Source organism: Streptomyces sp. NPDC052236, from assembly GCF_044548015.1.
Lineage (GTDB): Bacteria > Actinomycetota > Actinomycetes > Streptomycetales > Streptomycetaceae > Streptomyces.
This window is the reverse complement of record NZ_JBIUBL010000004.1, coordinates 89,607-107,508: the sequence shown is the minus strand read 5'-3', so window position 1 is coordinate 107,508 and position 17,902 is coordinate 89,607. Positions and strand designations below refer to the sequence as shown.

The following is a 17,902-nucleotide window of genomic DNA, read 5'->3' as shown; positions in this document are numbered from 1 at the left end:
CTGGGCGACCATCTCCGTCACCCACCGGTGGAACGCGCCGATGTGGTGCTCGCTCGGCACCAGCACCCCGCCCGCCCGCCCGGTACGCACGCGAGTCCATCGACGGCTGCGTACGCTCACACGCGTCGAAGTCCTGCACATTGACCCGGTGGAACAGCTCCACGGACCGCGAGATGTCCGCCCCGAGTCGACCACCTCCGGCGCGTACAGCCAGTCGCACTCCACCACCGTACGGTCATGACTCATCGGGAACATCCGTGGACGATCACATGGTCCGGGACGAGGTTGATGAAGACCTGCGGTTTGACGGTGACCGCGTAGTAGCGCCGGTCCTGGTCCTCGGCGAGGCCGGGCAGCCGGTCGAAGCCCTCGCCGTCGACCGTGAAACCCTTCGCGCCCTTCGCGAAGGCCGCGCCGTGCCCGACGTAGTACTGGGCGGCGAGGTTGCGCCTTGCGCTACACGATGCGCCCTGTGCCGCGCCTGTCCATTCGGGCGGAGGTTAACCGGTCCGGGTGGGAGTCACGCTGAGGCCGCCGAGCCCTTTGGTGCGTACGGCGATCGAGCCGAAAGGCGTACGCAGCCGGAGCCAGGTCTCCGTTCCCGTGGCCAGCAGCGCGACGGGCGCGCCCGGGCGCAGGAAGCCGAGCGACTGCGCGGCATGCACGGCGCGCAGCGGCAGCCCGGTGTCGCCGACCGTACGCGACCAGATGTCGCGCCCGATCCGGTCGCGCTCGGCACGGGTGCGGTGCTGCTCGGGCAGCGCCTCGTCGCGCGCACGGAACTCGGCGACGGCCGCGGTCACCGCGGCGTGCAGCGCGGGCACCGAGGGCAGCCCGGGAAGCTCGCGCCAGCCGCCGCGCGGCGGCAGCACACCGGCCCACGGCGGACCGGTGACGGCGGCGGGCACGGCGAACTCGGCGCCGTACTCACCCCCCCGGCCGCCAAGGGATTCCAGCAGCTCACCGGCGGAAACGGTGACATCCAGAACGGTCACATCCGGCTCGACGGGATCGCCGCCGAGCCGTGCCGTACGGATCGCGAACACCTCGAAGGACGGCGGATGCCCGAACACGGCGAGCGCGCCGTGGTGCGCCTGCAGGCGCACCGCGGCGGCGCGGTCGTAGTGGATCAGCCGGGCGAGGAAGGCGGCGAGATCCTCCGCCTCCCTCGCATCGGCGAAGTGCAGACTCCGTACGGGCACGGGCATGGTCATCCGACCAGAACGCCCTCGCCCGCGTCGTCCAGATACCGCTGGAGGAAGGACTTCTCCTCCGCGGTGATCCGGCGCGGCCTCTCGGCGCTCAGGTCGTAGGGCACGACGACGGTCGAGGCCCGCACATAGACCCGCGCGGCCCCTTCGGTGTCCTTGACCTCGTACGCGATGGTCAGCGACGCGGCGTTGATCTTCGTCACCCACGACTCGATGATCACCGGCTCGTGCCGGTGGACCAGCGGGAGCTTGTAGTCGATCTCGTGCCGGGCCACGACGGACCCGCCGGCGAACGACGGGGAGCCGTTCCCCGGCGCCAGCCGGAACATGAAGTCAATACGCGCCTCTTCCAGATACGTCAGGAAGACGACGTTGTTGACATGCCCAAAGGCGTCCATGTCCGACCAGCGCATGGGGCAGCGGTAAATATGGCGGGCCATGTCCGACTCAGCCCCGGGTGAGCTTCTTGTACGTGGCGCGGTGCGGACGGACCGAGTCCGCGCCGAGGCGCTCGATCTTGTTCTTCTCGTACGACTCGAAGTTGCCCTCGAACCAGTACCACTTGGAGTCGCCCTCGTAGGCGAGGATGTGCGTCGCCACCCTGTCGAGGAACCAGCGGTCGTGGGAGATGACCACGGCCGCGCCGGGGAACTCCAGCAGCGCGTTCTCGAGCGAGCCGAGGGTCTCGACGTCGAGGTCGTTGGTGGGCTCGTCGAGGAGCAGCAGGTTGCCGCCCTCCTTGAGGGTGAGCGCGAGGTTGAGGCGGTTGCGCTCACCGCCGGAGAGGATTCCGGCCGCCTTCTGCTGGTCCGGGCCCTTGAAGCCGAAGGCGCTGACGTATGCGCGCGAGGGCATCTCGACCTGGCCGACGTTGATGTAGTCCAGCTCGTCCGACACGACCGCCCAGAGCGACTTCTTGGGGTCGATCTTGGAGCGGCTCTGGTCGACGTACGAGATCTTGACGGTGTCGCCGACCTTGATCGAGCCGGTGTCCGGCTCCTCCAGGCCCTGGATCATCTTGAACAGCGTGGTCTTGCCCGCGCCGTTCGGACCGATGATGCCGACGATGCCGTTGCGCGGCAGCGTGAACGACATGTCCTCGATCAGGACCTTGTCGCCGAAGGCCTTCGAGAGGTTCTTGACCTCGACCACGATGGAGCCCAGACGGGGGCCCGGCGGGATCTGGATCTCCTCGAAGTCCAGCTTGCGCATCTTGTCCGCCTCGGCGGCCATTTCCTCGTAGCGGGAGAGGCGCGCCTTGGACTTGGTCTGGCGACCCTTGGCGTTGGAGCGGACCCACTCCAGCTCTTCCTTGAGTCGCTTCTGCCGCTTGACGTCCCGCTGGCCCTCGACCTTGAGGCGGGCCGACTTCTTCTCCAGGTAGGTGGAGTAGTTGCCCTCGTAGGGGTGGGCACGCCCGCGGTCGAGCTCAAGGATCCACTCGGCGACGTTGTTCAGGAAGTACCGGTCGTGGGTGACGGCGACCACGGCGCCCGCGTACTTCGAGAGGTGCTGCTCCAGCCAGTTCACCGACTCGGCGTCGAGGTGGTTGGTGGGCTCGTCGAGGAGCAGCAGGTCGGGGGCCTCAATCAGCAGCTTGCAGAGCGCGACACGGCGCTTCTCGCCACCGGAGAGGTTGGTGACCGGCCAGTCGCCGGGCGGGCAGCCCAGCGCGTCCATGGCCTGTTCGAGCTGAGCGTCGAGGTCCCAGGCGCCCGCGTGGTCCAGGTCCTCCTGGAGCTTGCCCATCTCGTCGAGCAGCGCGTCGGAGTAGTCGGTCGCCATCAGCTCGGCGACCTCGTTGAAACGCTGGAGCTTGCCCATGATCTCGGCCGCGCCGTCCTGGACGTTCTCCAGAACCGTCTTGGTCTCATCCAGCTCCGGCTCCTGCATGAGGATGCCGACGCTGTAGCCGGGCGAAATGTACGCCTCGCCGTTGGAGGGGTGCTCAAGCCCCGCCATGATCTTGAGAACGGTGGACTTACCGGCGCCGTTGGGGCCGACCACACCGATCTTCGCGCCGGGCAGGAAGTTCAAGGTGACGTCGTCAAGGATGACCTTGTCGCCGTGGGCCTTGCGCGTCTTGCGCATGGTGTAGATGAACTCAGCCAAGAGAAACCGTCCGGCAGGAAGTGGGTGGGCAGATACACCCCATCTTGCCGTACGTCCATCCCCCGAAGGAAATGAGTACGGCCGGCTGACGAGACGGCGTCGGGGCAGGCGGCCTCGGCCGCCTGCGGAACGTCGGCGGGAAGGCGACCGGGACGGGGGTCCGGGACGGGGGTCCGGGACGGCGACGGCCCCGGTACGCGTGGGCGTACCGGGGCCGTCGTCGGCGCGAGATCACATCACGTCGCGCTTACGCGTACTTACTCTGCGGCAGTCGCCCTCTTCTTACGGAGGAAGAAGACCGCGCCGCCGCCGGCCACGACCAGCGCGATCGCGATGCCCGCGATCATCGGGGTGGCGCTGGAGCTGCCGGTCTCGGCGAGGTCACCCTCGACACCCGCGGTGACGCCGGTACCCGCGGAGGTGCCTCCGGCCGAAGCCGCGCTGGGCTGGGACGAGGGCGTGGGCTCGGACGAGGGCTCCTCCGGGGCCGGGGTGCCGGCGGTCTTGCAGTCGAGCACACCCTTGAAGTTCTTCTTGAACCCGTCGGGCCCGGTGATGGTGAAGTCGTACGCCTGGTCCTCGGCGACCGGAATGGTGACGGTCTTGGACTCACCGGCCGGGATGGTGTGGGTCAGGCCCGCAAGCTCGAAGGTGAACGGAGAGTCGCCCTTGTTGCTGGCGGTGATGTCGACGCCACCCTCGGCGCAGTTCTTCTCGGCGGTGACGGCCGGAATGGCACCGGTCTTCGCCCAGCTCGCCGTCGCATTCGCGGTCACCGTGGACTCGCTGGAGTCGGCCAGGATCTGGACCTGGCTCTTGGTCGTCGCACCGACGAATGCCCGGCCCACCGGCACAGAGGTGGTGGCCTGCACGCTCAGCGTGGCCGACCCGTCGGCGGCAGTCGCGGGAACGTCGAAGTAGAGCTTGGTGCCGTCCTTGGCGGAAGTGACCGGCTTGCCGGCCTCGTCGGTGATCTTGATGCCGCTGGCGGCGGCGTCGGCCGGCGGGGTCACGGTGACCTCAGTGGCGTCCGTACGGACGGTGACCGGACCGATCCGGCTGCCCGCCTTGCCGGAGACCGCGTTCGGCTCCAGGCTGAGCGAGGCCTTGGGCTCCTCGACGTCCTGGGCCTTCTCCTGGAGCCAGTCGGCGAGCTTCTCCGCCGCCGGGTCGGCGGCCGTGACGTCGGCGCCGTCCGAGTAGCGCCAGATGGCGACCTGGGTGCCCGCCGCCGCGGTCTTCTCGGAGAGCACTAGGTTCTTGTCCTCGATGCCCGCGTCCTTGGCCAGGGCGGCCAGGTCGTCGACCTTCGGGTAGGAGTGCTCCAGGATCCAGAGGATCTTGCCCGCGTTCTTGTTGCTGGCGAGCGACGTCTGGCCCCAGGAGGTCTCCAGGTACTTCGCCTGGCGCTGGGTCGGGTTGTTGATGTCGATGCAGTACGTCTTCAGCAGACCGCCGCCGTCGACGGTCATCTCGAACAGCCCAGCATCGATCGGGCGGCCATGCAGTACGGCTTTGTCAAAAGTCTTCAGACCGTTGAGAGTGGCGACAGCGCCACCCTGCTGCTGAACGCCCTCATCGGCGACTGCCGTGCTCGCACCGGCTATGGAGCCGGTGGCGAAGAGGCCCGAGAGCAAAGCCGCAGCGGCGAGACGACGAGCGACGCCACGCCTGCGTACAGGAGACGCAGATGACGCAGAGAACAAAGCAAACACAGAATTCCCCTCCGGGCGAGACCCTGTTTTTTTCGCGCGTAACGCGTGGGGGGAGGTATCTCGCCTGCAGACCCAAGTTCCCCGTGGTACGCGGGAATCCTAGGGATGCATCCCGGCGCCGTCCCCCGTCATGCCGTCAGATAACCATTCCGACTCGAAATCGTTATCACCGCCGCCCATCTGGCCCCCGACCAGCACCGTTTCATTGTTTCCGAGTCGACAAATCTCCAAATCGTCCGGTCAGGACACGGGCACCGGTGACGGTGCCGGTGCCGGTGATGGAGCCGACTCCTGATCCTGCTCTCGCGTCTCGGGCGGACGCACCGTCAGATTCGGTTCGGCCTTTGCCACTCGGCGGAATGCCGAGGTCCCGCGCGCCAGGTCGTGTCCCACCGCCATCGCCTCGATGTCCACGAATGTCCTGCGTTTCCCTTCGCGTTCTTCCTCATGCACCCGCAATCGCCCATGGATGAGGAGAGGTTCACCGACGGAGACCGATCCGGCCAGATTCACGGCGAGCGCGCGCCAGGCAAGGACGGTATAGAAGCTGGTGCGTCCGTCCAGCCACGTTCCGCTCTGCCGGTCCCAGCGCCTGGGAGTCACCGCGAATCGGAACCGCGCCATCCCGCCCGTCGGCGAATCCCGGTACTCCACATTCGTGGCGACATTTCCTACCACCGTCACCAAAGTGTCGTTCATGGCGGCCACCTCCCCGTTCAGTCCAGTTCAGCCAGGCATTCCGTCCCGTTGTTCTTCATGCTGGACCAGACAGGAAAATCCCGCTGACGCCTGTGGACCACCCGGCAGTTGTGGACAACTCCGTCACCCGGCCCCCGTTTCGACACCCGGCCCCGGCCCCGGCTCCGAGCCCGACCCCGACCCCGACCCCGACCCGCATCCCAACCCCGCCCCCGAGACGGTCGCGTACCGCTCCCGCACCTCCCGGTACCGCATCAGCTCCGTCGCGATGGGATCGAGCACCCGCGCCCGCCCGCACCCCGCCGCCGCCTCCCGCAGCCGCCGCCGCGCGTCCTGCCCGTACCGTCGCGCGGGGCCTCTGGCCGCCGCCGCGCACGCCCACTCCACCAGCGGACCGCCCACGATCCCGGCGAGCATCACCAGCACCGGCACCACCAGGCCCGGCTCCAGTACGCCGATGATCTGGCCCACCAGCCACAGCCCCCCGTAAATCTGCAGCAGCGTCATCGCCACCTGCGCCAGCACCGCCGCAGGCCACCACGCGGGCCGCAGCGGGCGCCCGGCCGTGGCCCGCGCCTCGCGCACCGCGAGCTCGTCCAGCGCCTCCGGCAGCCCCTGTGCCCCCCGCACGGCCGCCTCGCGCACCGCTTGCGCCCACGGTGCGGGCAGCCCGTGCGCGGCCTCCTCCGCGACCGTACGCACCGCCTGCTCCACCCGCTGGCGCGCCGTCAGCTCGTCCTCCATGGGGGCCTCGGCGGCCCCGGACGCCCCGCCCCCCGGCGTACGCACGCGCTCGTACCACCGCCACAGCCGCAGCCACGGCGTCCCGCACGCCCGCCCCGCGTTCCTGCGCCACGCGCGCTCCGCCGTCTCACCGGCCGCCTGCGCGCCGACCGCCTCCGCAAGCCGCGCCGCGAAGTCCTCGCGCGAGCGCTCGCCCAGCCCGTGGCGCCCATCGGCGACGTACACCGTACGGAGTTTGCCCGCGGCGGCGTCCACATCGGCGGACAGCCGACGGGCCGCGGCGTTCCGCTCCTGTACGAACGTGCCGAGCAGCTCCCGCAGTTCATCGACGCCGTCCCCGGTGAGCGCCGAGAGCGGGAGCACTGTGGCACCCGGCTCGCCGTGTTCGCCGAGCGCCATGCCGTCCTCGTCCAGGAGGCGGCGCAGATCGTCGAGCACCTGGTCGGCGGCCTCCCCCGGCAGCCGGTCCACCTGGTTGAGCACCACGAAGGTGACCTCCGCGTGCCCGGCGAGCGGTCGCAGATACCGCTCGTGCAGCGCGGCATCGGCGTACTTCTCCGGATCCACGACCCAGATCACCGCGTCCACCAGCGCCAGCAGCCGGTCCACCTGCTCCCGGTGTCTGACCAGCGCCGAGTCGTGGTCGGGCAGGTCGACCAGGACCAGACCTGACAACTCCTCGTCACCGCCCGCGAGCGGTCTGCGCCGCAGCCGCGGCGGAATGGCGAGCCGGTCGAGCAGTCCGGCCGCGCCCTCCGACCAGATGCAGGCGATGGGGGCGGAGGTGGTGGGCCTGCGCAGCCCCGTCTCGGAGATCGGCACCTCGGCCAGGGCGTTGAAGAGCGTCGATTTGCCGCTCCCGGTCGCGCCCGCGATGGCGACGACGGTGTGCCGCGAGGAGAGCCGCTGCCGCGCGGCGGCCTCGTCGAGGACCCGCCCCGCCTCGGCGAGGGTCGCCCCCTCCAGCCGGGTCCGCGACAGCCCGATCAGCTCGCGCAGGGCGTCGAGACGTACCCGTAGCGGACCGCCGTACGCGCCCCCGATGGGCACGTGCTCCTCGGCCGGGAGATCGTCGCCGGGCTCTCCATCGCCGTCCCGCCCGCCGCCGCCCGCGCGCCGGGCGATCAGCCCGTCGTCCCAGCGCTCGCCGCCACGGGCCTCGCTCGTCTCGCCGTCATCGATGATGGTCACCGCGCTCACTTCTCCTTCTCCAGTACGGACAGCGCGGCAATCAGCTCGGCCTGCGGCTCAGGGGTCACGTCGAGCGCGTCGAGGGGCGCGAGAGCGCGGTCGCGTTCGCTGTGCAGTACGTCGTCGATGTACGAGGTCACCAGCGCGCCTCCCTTGTCGCGCAGCCGCAGCGCCCCCTGCGCCCCCATCCGTTCGGCCAGCCGCTCCCCCGCGCCGCGCGCCCGCCGCCCGCCGAGCACCGCCACCGCGACCAGCGCGGCCACCGTCTCGGGGTCGGGCGACGCGACGTTGCGCTCCAGCCGCTGCGACTCTTCCTCGGCCAGCTCCTCCAGAACCCGGCGCCAGCGGCGTACGGCGATCCCGATCCGCTCCCCCGACTCCAGGTCCCTGCGCCCCCGGATGACGACCCCGCGGGCGGCGGGCTCGCGCCGCCAGGCCTCCTGTACGCGCTCGTCGGCGGCGGCGACGGCGCACTGCAGCAGCGAGCACAGGCTGGCGACCAGCGAGTCGAGCACTTCCCCGGCGGAGCTGTCGCGCGGAAAGCCGCGCCAGCGGGTCCGGGCGTCCCCGGCAAGCACCGCCCCGGCCCTCAGCCGCTGGAGCAGGCGCTCGCGCTCCTTCTCGTACGCCTCGTCGACGGCGGTGGTGAGCCGTACGGCCGCCGCGTACTGCGCGGCCACCGCCGCGGCGAGCTCCGGCAGCCGGGCGCGGAGCGAGTCGATCACCCCTGACGCCGTACGCCCCACGGCCTGCTGTCTGGCCGCCGGATCCTTCGCCCGGTGGGCGAGCCAGGCGAAGAGGGGGGCGACGGCGGTGGTGGGCAGCAGTCCGTTGCCGCCGCCGGCCGACTCGGGCAGCTCGGGGATCGTGAACCGGGGCACGTCGCCGAGGCCCGCCTTGGTCAGCAGCGCCGCGTACTGGCGTGAGACTTCGGCGATAACCTGGTGCGGCACCCTGTCGAGGACCGTCACGAGCGTGGCGTCGTACTCCTTGGCCGTACGCAGCAGATGCCAGGGCACGGCGTCCGCGTACCGCGAGGCGGTCGTCACCATCACCCACACATCGGCGGCGCAGATCAACTCGGCGGCGAGCAGGCGGTTCTCGACGACGAGCGAGTCGATGTCGGGGGCGTCGAGGAGGGCGAGCCCCCGGGGCAGCCCGGCGGCGGTCTCGACCCGCAGCGTGTTCTCCTCGTCCGCGTGACGCGCGCCCTCCTGGGGGTCCGCGTCCTGGGAGGGCTCCTCCTGCTGCGGCAGCCATACGCGGGTGAGCTGGGGCAGTACGCGCATCCCGGTGAACCAGTGGTGATCGTCGGGGTGGCAGACGAGTACGGGCGTACGGGTGGTGGGCCGCAGCACCCCCGCCTCGCTGACCCGCCGCCCCACAAGGGAGTTGACGAGCGTGGACTTCCCCGCCCCGGTGGACCCGCCGACGACGGCGAGCAGCGGGGCTTCGGGGTCCTTCAGCCGGGGCACGAGATAGTCGTCAAGCTGGGCGAGCAGCTCGACACGGGTCTGCCGGGCACGCGGAGCACCGGGAAGGGGGAGCGACAGACGCACGGCGGCGACCCGGTCGCGCAGCGCGGAGAGTGCGTCGATCAGCTGAGGCCGTGCATCCAAGGTCACCACATGCGAAGAATGCCCAATTTTGGTGGTTTTTTGAAGCGTATGGGGATCTCTGCGCGCCGACAGGGCGGACGGGACGGCCCACAGGTCGGACGGGACAGATGGGACGAGTGGGGCACAGGCATAACGAGTACACAACACCCGTGACCCGAGACGTCAAAAGCGCTGCGGGAATCGCACCTGCCTGCGATTATCGGTTCGCTTCACCGAACCTCCACATCATGCCACGCAGGTGAAGCAACCGGGCCAAGGCGATCGGAGCCCTATCCTTGTGCCCGGCAAGGTCACGGACCACCCGATCGGGGCTCCAGGCCACCGAGGCCACCATTCGGCCCCCGTAGCTCAGTGGATAGAGCAGGCGCCTTCTAAGCGCTTGGCCGCAGGTTCGAGTCCTGCCGGGGGCACTCAAAACATGGCTGGTCAGCCCCCGCGCGCCCCGCGGTGAACATCGTAGAGGCGGCGCTGCTCGGCCTCGGGAAACTTGGCGAGGCTTGTGCCGAGTCGCGGCAGCAGGTCGATGAGGTCCGCGTTCTGGCTGTGGGTGTCGTAGTACGCCGGGCAGACGTTACGAGTTCACCGGGGTCGCCGCACAGCGAGCGGGCCTCGTCGGCCCACCGCCCAGACAGCGAGGCCGAGGCAGCTGAGTGCCGTCCCGGCGGCGGTCACAGCCTTCCAGCCGCCCGCTGCCCACAGGCCGGAGGCGGCTGCGGAACCTGCGGCGCCGCCGATGAAGTTGCTGGTCACCATCGCGGCGTTGACGCGACTCCGGGCCGCGTGTGCGATGGTGAGGACTCTCGACTGGTTGAGCACATTCACCGTATGGATGGCGCCGTCGAGCAGTACGGCCACACCGATGACGAGGATGACGGAACGGCCCGCGAAGGCGGCGAGGACGAAGGCCGCCACGGCCAGCGCCCACGCGGCGCCTGTCACGGGCAGCGACCGACCCCGGTCGTGCAGACGTCCGGCGCGTCTCACGGCGATGGTGCCGACCAGGCCGGCGAGGCCGAAGGCGCCGATGACGGTCACAGAGTAGGTGAACGGCGGGCTGCTGAGCAGGAACGTCAGTGCCGTCCAGAACAGGGTGAGGCCAGAACAGGGTGAGGCCAGAACAGGGTGAGGACCGAGAACGCGATCGCTCCGAGGGCCAGGGTCCACCGGATGGCGCGCTCCCGCTTCACCACGGTCACTACGGAGGCGAGGAGCGCTGGGTAGCGCAGATGCGCGCGTGGCTTCAGCGGGGGGATCGCCCTGTACAGCAGGACGGCGAGGAGCAGTGCGCAGCCTGCTGCAAGCCCGCAGACCGCACGCCATCCAGCGGCACCGGCGACGAGCCCGCTGAGCGTACGCGACACCAGAATGCCGCCGAGGATGCCGGCCGTGACGGTGCCGACCACGCTGCCCCGCTCATCGTCGCGGGCAAGGTCCCCGGCCAGCGGAGTGAGGAGCTGGCCGACCACCGTCGTCACCCCGAGCAGGGCGAGCGCGGCGGCGAGAAGCGTGAACGTCGGTGCCAGTGCGCATGCCGCGAGCACCACGGCCGAGCCGATCAGCATGACCGGGATGAGGCGCCTGCGGTCGAGCAGGTCGCCAAGGGGAACGATGAGCAGGATCCCGGCCGCGTAGCCGAACTGGACCGTGGTGACGAGTGCGCCGGCCGCCGCAGTGGAGGCGTGCAGGTCCTTCGCGATGGAGGCGAGCAGCGGCTGCGCCCAGTACAGGTTGCCCACTGCCGCACCGCCGGACACGGCGAACAGTGCCGTCCGGCTTCGCGTCATCACTCGTTCGCGCGACATGAGCGTATCTCCGACGTCAGGCATTAACTACTATCTGCAATGATGAATGCCTCAATGGTCGCTGACAGTAGTCGACATTCGGTGGTGCGGGCGCCCGTCGCGAGTCCGGCGCGGACGGGTGCGTTCCGGCCGGAACCGGGCCGGGGCGTTGAGGAGGCATCTCTGGAAGCAGACACGGTCGTTCTCGCCGACCGTGCGGTTGCTCATGGTGAACCAGTTCACGATCAATCTCGGTTTCAACATGCTGATGCCGTACCTCGCCTCCCATCTGGCAGGCAGTCTGGGGCTCGCCGCATGGGCCGTGGGGCTGGTACTGGGCGTCCGTCATTTCTCCCAGCAGGGCATGTTTCTCCTCGGCGGAACGATCGCCGACCGACTGGGTTACAAAGCGCCCATTCTGACGGGATGTCTCCTGCGGACGGTGGGCTTCGGGATGCTGGGCTGGGCGGAGAGTCTCCCCGCGCTGATCTGCGCGTCCGTCGCCACGGGCTTCGCCGGAGCGCTGTTCAACCCTGCCGTCCGCGCCTGCCTGGCCACGGAGGCCGGCGAGCGCCGCGTCGACGCCTTCGCCGTCTTCAACGTCTACTACCAAGGCGGGATGCTGCTGGGGCCGGTTGCCGGGCTCGCGCTGCTGGCAGTCGACTTCCGGCTGGTATGCGCGGTTGCCGCAACCGTCTTCGCCGGGCTCTCGGTTCTCCAGTGGCGGGCGTTGCCCGCCCGGCGTGGCCGGGAGACCGGTACCGCGCTGGGCGGGGTTGTGGCGCAGTGGCGGACAGTGGCCGCCAACCGGCCCTTCGTTCTGTTCGCCGTGTCCATGGCCGCGTCGTACGTCCTGGCTTTCCAGGTCTACATGGCCCTTCCACTTGCCGCCACTGACGCACTCGGCGCCGACGGTTCGCTTGTGACCCGCGGATTGTTCGTGGTGTCGGCGGCTGTGGCCGTCGTGGGGCAGCTGCGCCTGACCGAGGGCGGGACGTTCGCGCCCTCGGGCGGCGAGCTGGTCCTCAAGGCGTTCGGACACGGCCAGCAGGCCGGCGGATGGCTTGCCGACAAGCACCCCCGCTTCCTCGCCGACACCACCGGCGACGACAGGCTTGACATCGTCGGCTGCCACGACGACGGCGTCTGGGTGTCACTCCAGGACGAGGACGGGGCGTTCTCCGACCCTCTGTACATCCTTGACGACTTCGGGGTTGACCAGGGGTGGAGCTCGGTCGAGGAGCACCCCCGGTTCCTGGTCAGGACCACCGGCGGCGGAGCAGTGGACATCGTCGGGTTCGGCCCGCAGGGCGTCGTCGTCTCACGCGGGTGCGGCGACGGCACGTTCGAGCCCTCGAAACTCGTCCTGAACGACTTCGGGCTCGCCCAGGGGTGGACGAGCGGGAAGCACCTTCGGTTCCTCGCCGACGTCACCGGCGACGGCAACCCGGACATCGTCGGCTTCGGCGATGAGGGGGTCTGGGTGTCGCACAGCCCCGGCGACGGCCAGTTCGAGCAGGCCCAGCTGGTGTGCCGCGGCTTCGGGTACAACGAGGACGCAGGCGGCTGGCGGGTCGACCGCCACCCCCGCTTCCTCGCCGACATCACCGGTGACGGACGCGTCGACATCGTCGGCTTCGGCGGCCCGGGCGTGTACGTGGCCCGAAACCTCTTCCGGCGCTTCAGGACCCGATAACCCCCGGAGGACCTCCACAGCCCCATCACGGCGACTCGTCATCGGCGTGCCGGAACCGGTCACCCCGACGCGGACAACACCTTCGTCGTCATCCAGCCAGACGAGGACGAACCCGCCTGGTCCACCGTGGCGTAAATCCGCAGGTCAGCGCCATGGGCACGACCAGCCATGTTTTGTGGGTCTTGTGGCTCCTGCCGGGGGCACCACTGACGTCTTGCCGGTCAGCCTGCGTTTTGCCTGGCCAGAGCGGGTGTATTCAACCTTTCGAGTGAAATGGGTGCCATGACTCCGCCGGGGCCGGAGTCCGGTGGCACCGGCTGAAACCGGGCTTCTACGGCTGCCCGGCGTCGCCGTTGAGGTAGCGCTTCGGGGAGGTGCCGACGGTTCGGCGGAACGCCGGGAGAAACGCGCTCGGTGTCGCGTATCCCACGGCATGTGCGACCCGGGACACGGGTCGGCCTTCGGCGAGGAGAGGCAGGGCGGCGCGCAGCCGCACGTGGGTGCGCCAGCGATCGAAGCTCATGCCCGTGTCGTGCACGAACAGCAGTGTCAGGGCGCGTCGGCTCACTCCGACGGCCCGCGCATGGGCTTCAAAGAGTGCAGCAGATCCAGCACGACCGCCTCGGCCCGCAGCCGCACGTCATCGGCGAGGTCCTGCCGGTTGAGGTAGTCGATCAGGCGAGCCAGCAGCCCGTCGACGCCGACCGGCGTGGGATCGGTCCAGTCCAGAGGGCACCGGCCCGGTTCGCGGTAGAGACTGCGCAGCACCGCGTCGCGGCCACTGCCCGGCCGACAACGGAAGTTGCCCACGACGATCGCCCCCACCCAGGTGGGGCGGCGCCTACTACAGCCACGGGACGCCCGTCATGACCTCAGCAACAACCCGGCTCACTCCTCCGCTCGGGCGGCAGCCGCTCCCCACCACTTGCCGTGGAGCACGCAGTCGGGTGAAGCCGGAGCATTGGCGAACTCCGCAGGGCTTCCGGACGTTGCAAGCATGACGGTCGGTGCGGCTCGCCGTGACTGCCGTCATTCCAACGCGACCTGAACCAGCCCCATCCAGCCGTGGAGTGAACGCATCCGTGAACCTGACCTCATCCCCTCGCACTGTCGTCGTCACCGGTGTCGGTGCGACGACCCCCCTGGGTGGGGATGCCGCGTCGACCTGGGAAGCGCTGCTCGCCGGGCGTTCCGGTGTGACCCGCCTCCAGCAGGACTGGGCAGCCGAACTGCCCGTACGCATTGCCGCACCCGCCGCGGTGGAACCGGGCGATGTGCTTCCCCCGCAGGTCACCGGCCGGCTGGACCGCGCCGCGCAGTTCGCGCTGATCGCGGCCCGGGAGGCCTGGGCGGACGCGGGTTTCACCGGCAAGGCCGGTGAGGCGGGCGCGCTGTCCGACGGGGCCGGCGTCGTCGCTGCCCCGGTGGACCCGCTCCGCGTCGGAGCGGTTGTCGGCACCGGCGTCGGCGGTGTGTCGACGCTGCTCAGCCAGTACGACGTCCTGCGCGAGCAAGGGGCGCACAAGGTGTCCCCCCACACGATGCAGATGTTCATGCCGAACGGCGCCGCCGCCTGCGTCGGCCTGGAGGTGGACGCCCGGGCCGGCGTGCACACCCTGGTCAGCGCCTGCGCGTCCGGCGCGGAAGCCATCGGCTACGGCATCGACATGATCCGTACCGGCCGCGCCGACGTGGTGGTCGCGGGCGGCACCGAAGCGGTCATCGTCCCGCTGAACCTCGTCGCCTTCGGCAACATGATGGCGATGTCGAAGAGGAACGACGACCCGCAGGGCGCCTCACGTCCGTACGACAAGGGCCGTGACGGCTTCGTACTCGGCGAGGGCGCCGGCGTCGTGATCCTGGAGTCGGCCGAGCATGCCGCCCGCCGCGGCGCGGCGGTCTACTGCGAGGCGGTCGGCCAGGGATTGTCCGCCGACAGCTACCACATCGCCCAGCCGGAGCCGAGCGGTCGCGGTGTCATGGCGGCGCTGGAGCAACTGCTGACCACGACCGGCCTCAGACCCGCCGAGGTCGTGCACATCAACGCGCACGCCACCTCGACCCCGCAGGGCGACGTCACCGAACTCAAGGCACTGGAGAAGGTGCTGGGGGACGACATCGGTCATGTCGCCGTCTCCGCGACCAAGTCCATGACCGGCCATCTGCTCGGCGGCGCAGGCGGCATCGAGACGGTCGCCACGGTGCTGGCCCTGCACCACCGGACGGCGCCCCCGACGATCAACGTCACCGACCTCGACGACGCGGTCGACCCCTCCCTGATCTCTTCCCGCCCGCGGCCCCTCCCCGACGGGCCCGTCGTCGCCCTCAACAACTCCTTCGGTTTCGGGGGACACAACGTCGTCCTCGCCTTCCGCAAGAACGACTGACTGACGTCCTTTACGCCCTCAGCACGACCTCCCACAAGGGTCGAAGGCACGCGGGCGGGCATAGGATCCGCACCTGGCGGACACCACCCCACTGACCACCAGGAGCCCTTGCCGATGGATGTCGTGACTCTGGTCTCCGCGGCAGTGGCCCTGGCCGGTGCGGCCACGGCCGCCGTTCTGGGCTACTGGACCCAGCGGCGGCTGCGCACTCTGGAGCAGCGCAACCTGATGGACGCCTACGGCGCATCGCTGGCGTGGGCCGCCTTCGACCTGCAGAGCAGGCTGTTCAACATCCTGTACGGCTACGCCATCGACCTGGCGCCCGGGCCCAGGCACGGCTTCCTCACCACGTTCCTGGTCAACGGCAGCCCGGAGGAAGCGGAGTACGCGCGGCGCTCCACCATCTTCGTACTCGCCGAATATCTCGGCTGGGTGGAGATCATGCGCCGGGACATCCAGTTCCTCGACCTCGGCCGGTCCCGTACCAATCAGAGCGTCATGATCAAAATCTCCGACGTCAGTTCCGCTCTCAACCGGATGTCGTCGGACAGCAACGAGCTGCGCCTGTTCCGCGCCCAGCAGCGGGCGATCGGCGAGCTGATGGTCCACCCGGACGGCGAGCCGGGCCGCCGCCGGTGTCTCGGGTTCGCGGAGTTCTCCGCGAAGCTCGACACGGATGACGTCTTCCGGCGCTGGTTCCAGCAACTGCTCGCGGACATCGACAGCCTCGCCGAGGACGTCACCCCCGCGCTCCCCCGGCTGCAGCGGATCCAGCAGCATCTGGTCGCGCTCATCGACCTCTTGGATCCCAAATCCGAGCGGTTTCCGCATTTCCGGGACGCTTTTGACCGCGACCGCCATCTGAGAGCCGCGGCAGGATGATTGCCGGAAGTGCACGGGCGGGGCCGGGTTGATGCTCGTACCCTGTCGGATTCCGATCATTTGAGACAATCAGACCCTGCCGAGCCGGCCCGGCGCCAACAATGCGTGCATGGTTGATGACTGGAAGCGACAGATCGACCGGCTCCAGGAGAACCTGGTACGCCGCGACGACCCCACCGAGTGGGTGACCGAGGCCGACGCCGTGGACGCGTCGTACCGCTATCCGCATCTGGCGATCCGCGGCCCGGTCTTCGGCCTCGCCACGCAGGACCCCGAACCCCCGGGACACTGGCGGGTGGTGAAGCCGGTGACCTGTGGCACGCCCCAGGAGGCGCGGGACAATCTGAACTCGCTGCTGTGGTTCAGGGCCAAGGACGACACCGACGACCCCAAGGAGCGCCGCGAACTGCTGGCCGCGGTGTCGGTGCTGGAGCGCGAGCCGGTCGATGAGCTGGAGGTCCTCGGCGGGCGCTACCGGGTCGTACGGGGGGACGAGTTCGCACGCAGCGGCGACAAGGGCCTTGAGCCGCCACGGCCCACCGACCCGGACCAGGCCGACACGTCCTGGGACCACCGGGGCAGCACGCCGTCGCCGGACCTGGGCTTCGTCCTCGACCCCGGGCGACAGGACGGGCTCATGGCGGGCGCCTTGCGGCTGGGCCTGCGGGGGTTCGCCTACACCGGCTCGCGGTTCCCGCCCCAGGTGCGCAAGGACTCCGAGCGGGCGGTCGCGGCCTACCCGGAGATCATGCTCCTCCCCGTCACCTTCTCTGTGGGGGAACAGAGCAGGCAGGGGTGGCACCCCCGGGGCGCGCTCCTGCCGACACCGCAGGACGCGCGCCGCATGCTCGTCGACGGCATGACCGAATTCTGGCCCCTGATGCACAGTTTCAGCGAGGAACAGCGCGCGCGGTACGCGAAGGCGGCGGAGACCTTCAAGGCCGCCGGCCGCGCCGACGAGGTGAGTGTCGGCGACAGTCTGTTCCGGATCTGCCGCGTCGAGCGGATGGTCAGATGCGGGGCCGACGGGCCGGAGCCGCCGCGGCCATCGGACCTGGACGACCAGGCGCCGACGAAGATCCACCCGACCATGGACGAGGACGGCACCCTGCACTACGACGACTGAACCGGACCGTTGGTGATGTGATCCTCGGTCCGGAATCGTGCCATGATCGGGGGATGTCTGACCGCATCATCGCCGCCTGTGACGGCGCATCTAAGGGAAATCCCGGGCCCGCGGCCTGGGCCTGGGTCGTCGCCGATGCCCATGGCCGACCCGAGCGCTGGGAGGCCGGGCCGCTGGGCCGAGCCACCAACAATGTGGCCGAACTGACCGCCCTGGAGAAACTGCTCGAAGCGACCGACGCCGCCGTGCCCGTCGAGGTGCGGATGGACTCCCAGTACGCCATGAACGCCGTCACCAAGTGGATCGGCGGCTGGAAGCGCAACGGCTGGAAGACCTCCGCCGGACAGCCGGTCGCCAACCGCGAACTCGTCGTGCGGATCGACGCCCTGCTGACCGGTCGCAGCGTGGACTTCGTGTACGTGCCCGCTCACCGCGCCGACGGCGATCACCTCAACGCGATCGCCGACCAGGCGGCCAGCGAGGCCGCGGTGGCACAGGAAGCCGCGGGCACCTCGCGAGGCGCGGAGATGGTGCTGCCCGCCTCCGCCCCTGCCTCCGCCGCCCGTGTCGGCACCAAGCCCCGCACGGCGCGCAAAGCCGGAGCCGGAACAGGAACAGGAACAGGAACCATCCGGGCGAAGTTCGCCGGGCGGTGCCATTGCGGCCGGACGTACGCCGCCAAGGACCTGATCGCGAAGAACCCGCAGGGCTGGGGACACCCCGACTGCCGTGACTGACT

At 69.8% G+C, this 17,902-nt stretch carries 14 protein-coding genes, 1 tRNA gene and 2 pseudogenes; 6 read left to right on the top strand and 11 right to left on the bottom strand.

What is annotated here, in order from left to right; all coding sequences use genetic code 11:
- Positions 1-3: 3 nt before the first annotated feature.
- From ACIHCQ_RS09290 to ACIHCQ_RS09255, 8 genes and pseudogenes are all read right to left on the bottom strand, one after another.
- Positions 4-440, bottom strand: a pseudogene (locus ACIHCQ_RS09290) (SRPBCC family protein); the annotation flags it as partial.
- A gap of 60 nt (positions 441-500) precedes the next feature.
- Positions 501-1,208 carry a hypothetical protein gene (locus ACIHCQ_RS09285; RefSeq protein ID WP_399660006.1) on the bottom strand — a complete coding sequence of 236 codons (708 nt, stop codon included), beginning with the start codon at positions 1,206-1,208 and terminating at the stop codon, positions 501-503.
- A gap of 2 nt (positions 1,209-1,210) precedes the next feature.
- Positions 1,211-1,651 carry an acyl-CoA thioesterase gene (locus ACIHCQ_RS09280; protein ID WP_399659429.1) on the bottom strand — a complete coding sequence of 147 codons (441 nt, stop codon included), beginning with the start codon at positions 1,649-1,651 and terminating at the stop codon, positions 1,211-1,213.
- Between the two features lie 7 nt (positions 1,652-1,658).
- On the bottom strand, positions 1,659-3,323 hold the full coding sequence (gene ettA / locus ACIHCQ_RS09275) for an energy-dependent translational throttle protein EttA (RefSeq protein WP_399659426.1): 1,665 nt from the start codon (positions 3,321-3,323) through the stop codon (positions 1,659-1,661).
- 257 nt (positions 3,324-3,580) lie between these two features.
- A complete protein-coding gene (locus ACIHCQ_RS09270; RefSeq protein WP_399659423.1) occupies positions 3,581-5,029 on the bottom strand; it encodes an LAETG motif-containing sortase-dependent surface protein in 1,449 nt (482 codons plus the stop codon).
- 249 nt (positions 5,030-5,278) lie between these two features.
- Complete coding sequence (locus ACIHCQ_RS09265) at positions 5,279-5,737, bottom strand: single-stranded DNA-binding protein (protein WP_399659420.1); 459 nt, start codon at positions 5,735-5,737, stop codon at positions 5,279-5,281.
- A gap of 123 nt (positions 5,738-5,860) precedes the next feature.
- Positions 5,861-7,672: a GTPase gene (locus tag ACIHCQ_RS09260; RefSeq protein ID WP_399659418.1), complete on the bottom strand. Its 1,812-nt coding sequence runs from the start codon at positions 7,670-7,672 to the stop codon at positions 5,861-5,863.
- A gap of 5 nt (positions 7,673-7,677) precedes the next feature.
- The gene (locus ACIHCQ_RS09255) at positions 7,678-9,291 is read right to left on the bottom strand and encodes a dynamin family protein (protein WP_399660003.1); all 1,614 of its coding nucleotides are present in this window, start codon (positions 9,289-9,291) and stop codon (positions 7,678-7,680) included.
- Positions 9,292-9,628: 337 nt separating this feature from the next.
- Between ACIHCQ_RS09255 and ACIHCQ_RS09250 the strand changes: the two genes are divergently transcribed.
- Positions 9,629-9,701 (top strand) — tRNA-Arg (locus tag ACIHCQ_RS09250).
- A 169-nt stretch (positions 9,702-9,870) separates the two neighbouring features.
- On the opposite strand, the gene ACIHCQ_RS09245 is transcribed toward ACIHCQ_RS09250, so the two are convergent.
- Both ACIHCQ_RS09245 and ACIHCQ_RS09240 read right to left on the bottom strand, forming a co-directional pair.
- Positions 9,871-10,326, bottom strand: a complete 456-nt coding sequence (locus ACIHCQ_RS09245) for a hypothetical protein (protein ID WP_399659416.1) — start codon at positions 10,324-10,326, stop codon at positions 9,871-9,873.
- A 35-nt stretch (positions 10,327-10,361) separates the two neighbouring features.
- Positions 10,362-11,093 carry an MFS transporter gene (locus ACIHCQ_RS09240; RefSeq protein ID WP_399659414.1) on the bottom strand — a complete coding sequence of 244 codons (732 nt, stop codon included), beginning with the start codon at positions 11,091-11,093 and terminating at the stop codon, positions 10,362-10,364.
- A 205-nt stretch (positions 11,094-11,298) separates the two neighbouring features.
- On the opposite strand from ACIHCQ_RS09240, the gene ACIHCQ_RS09235 reads away from it, so the two are divergent.
- On the top strand, positions 11,299-12,768 hold the full coding sequence (locus ACIHCQ_RS09235) for an MFS transporter (protein ID WP_399659411.1): 1,470 nt from the start codon (positions 11,299-11,301) through the stop codon (positions 12,766-12,768).
- Between the two features lie 331 nt (positions 12,769-13,099).
- Here the strand turns inward: ACIHCQ_RS09235 and ACIHCQ_RS09230 are convergent.
- Positions 13,100-13,611 (bottom strand): annotated as a pseudogene (locus ACIHCQ_RS09230) (helix-turn-helix domain-containing protein); the annotation flags it as partial.
- A 245-nt stretch (positions 13,612-13,856) separates the two neighbouring features.
- Here ACIHCQ_RS09230 and ACIHCQ_RS09225 point away from each other — a divergent pair.
- From ACIHCQ_RS09225 to ACIHCQ_RS09210, 4 genes are all read left to right on the top strand, one after another.
- Positions 13,857-15,155: a beta-ketoacyl-[acyl-carrier-protein] synthase family protein gene (locus ACIHCQ_RS09225; protein ID WP_399660000.1), complete on the top strand. Its 1,299-nt coding sequence runs from the start codon at positions 13,857-13,859 to the stop codon at positions 15,153-15,155.
- 114 nt (positions 15,156-15,269) lie between these two features.
- Positions 15,270-16,037, top strand: a complete 768-nt coding sequence (locus ACIHCQ_RS09220) for a hypothetical protein (RefSeq protein WP_399659409.1) — start codon at positions 15,270-15,272, stop codon at positions 16,035-16,037.
- Positions 16,038-16,146: 109 nt separating this feature from the next.
- The gene (locus ACIHCQ_RS09215; RefSeq protein WP_399659407.1) at positions 16,147-17,163 is read left to right on the top strand and encodes a DUF5954 family protein; all 1,017 of its coding nucleotides are present in this window, start codon (positions 16,147-16,149) and stop codon (positions 17,161-17,163) included.
- A gap of 53 nt (positions 17,164-17,216) precedes the next feature.
- Positions 17,217-17,900, top strand: coding sequence for a ribonuclease H (locus ACIHCQ_RS09210; protein WP_399659405.1), 684 nt, complete (start codon positions 17,217-17,219; stop codon positions 17,898-17,900).
- The last annotated feature ends 2 nt before the right edge of the window (positions 17,901-17,902 follow it).

Bases quoted from the DNA above. Each gene is read 5' to 3' on its own strand.
- ACIHCQ_RS09285 (WP_399660006.1), bottom strand. From the start codon at position 1,208: ATGCCCGTGCCCGTACGGAGTCTGCACTTCGCCGATGCGAGGGAGGCG.
- ACIHCQ_RS09280 (WP_399659429.1), bottom strand. From the start codon at position 1,651: ATGGCCCGCCATATTTACCGCTGCCCCATGCGCTGGTCGGACATGGAC.
- ACIHCQ_RS09265 (WP_399659420.1), bottom strand. From the start codon at position 5,737: ATGAACGACACTTTGGTGACGGTGGTAGGAAATGTCGCCACGAATGTG.
- ACIHCQ_RS09240 (WP_399659414.1), bottom strand. From the start codon at position 11,093: ATGTCGCGCGAACGAGTGATGACGCGAAGCCGGACGGCACTGTTCGCC.
- ACIHCQ_RS09235 (WP_399659411.1), top strand. From the start codon at position 11,299: ATGGTGAACCAGTTCACGATCAATCTCGGTTTCAACATGCTGATGCCG.
- ACIHCQ_RS09220 (WP_399659409.1), top strand. From the start codon at position 15,270: ATGGATGTCGTGACTCTGGTCTCCGCGGCAGTGGCCCTGGCCGGTGCG.
- ACIHCQ_RS09215 (WP_399659407.1), top strand. From the start codon at position 16,147: ATGGTTGATGACTGGAAGCGACAGATCGACCGGCTCCAGGAGAACCTG.
- ACIHCQ_RS09210 (WP_399659405.1), top strand. From the start codon at position 17,217: ATGTCTGACCGCATCATCGCCGCCTGTGACGGCGCATCTAAGGGAAAT.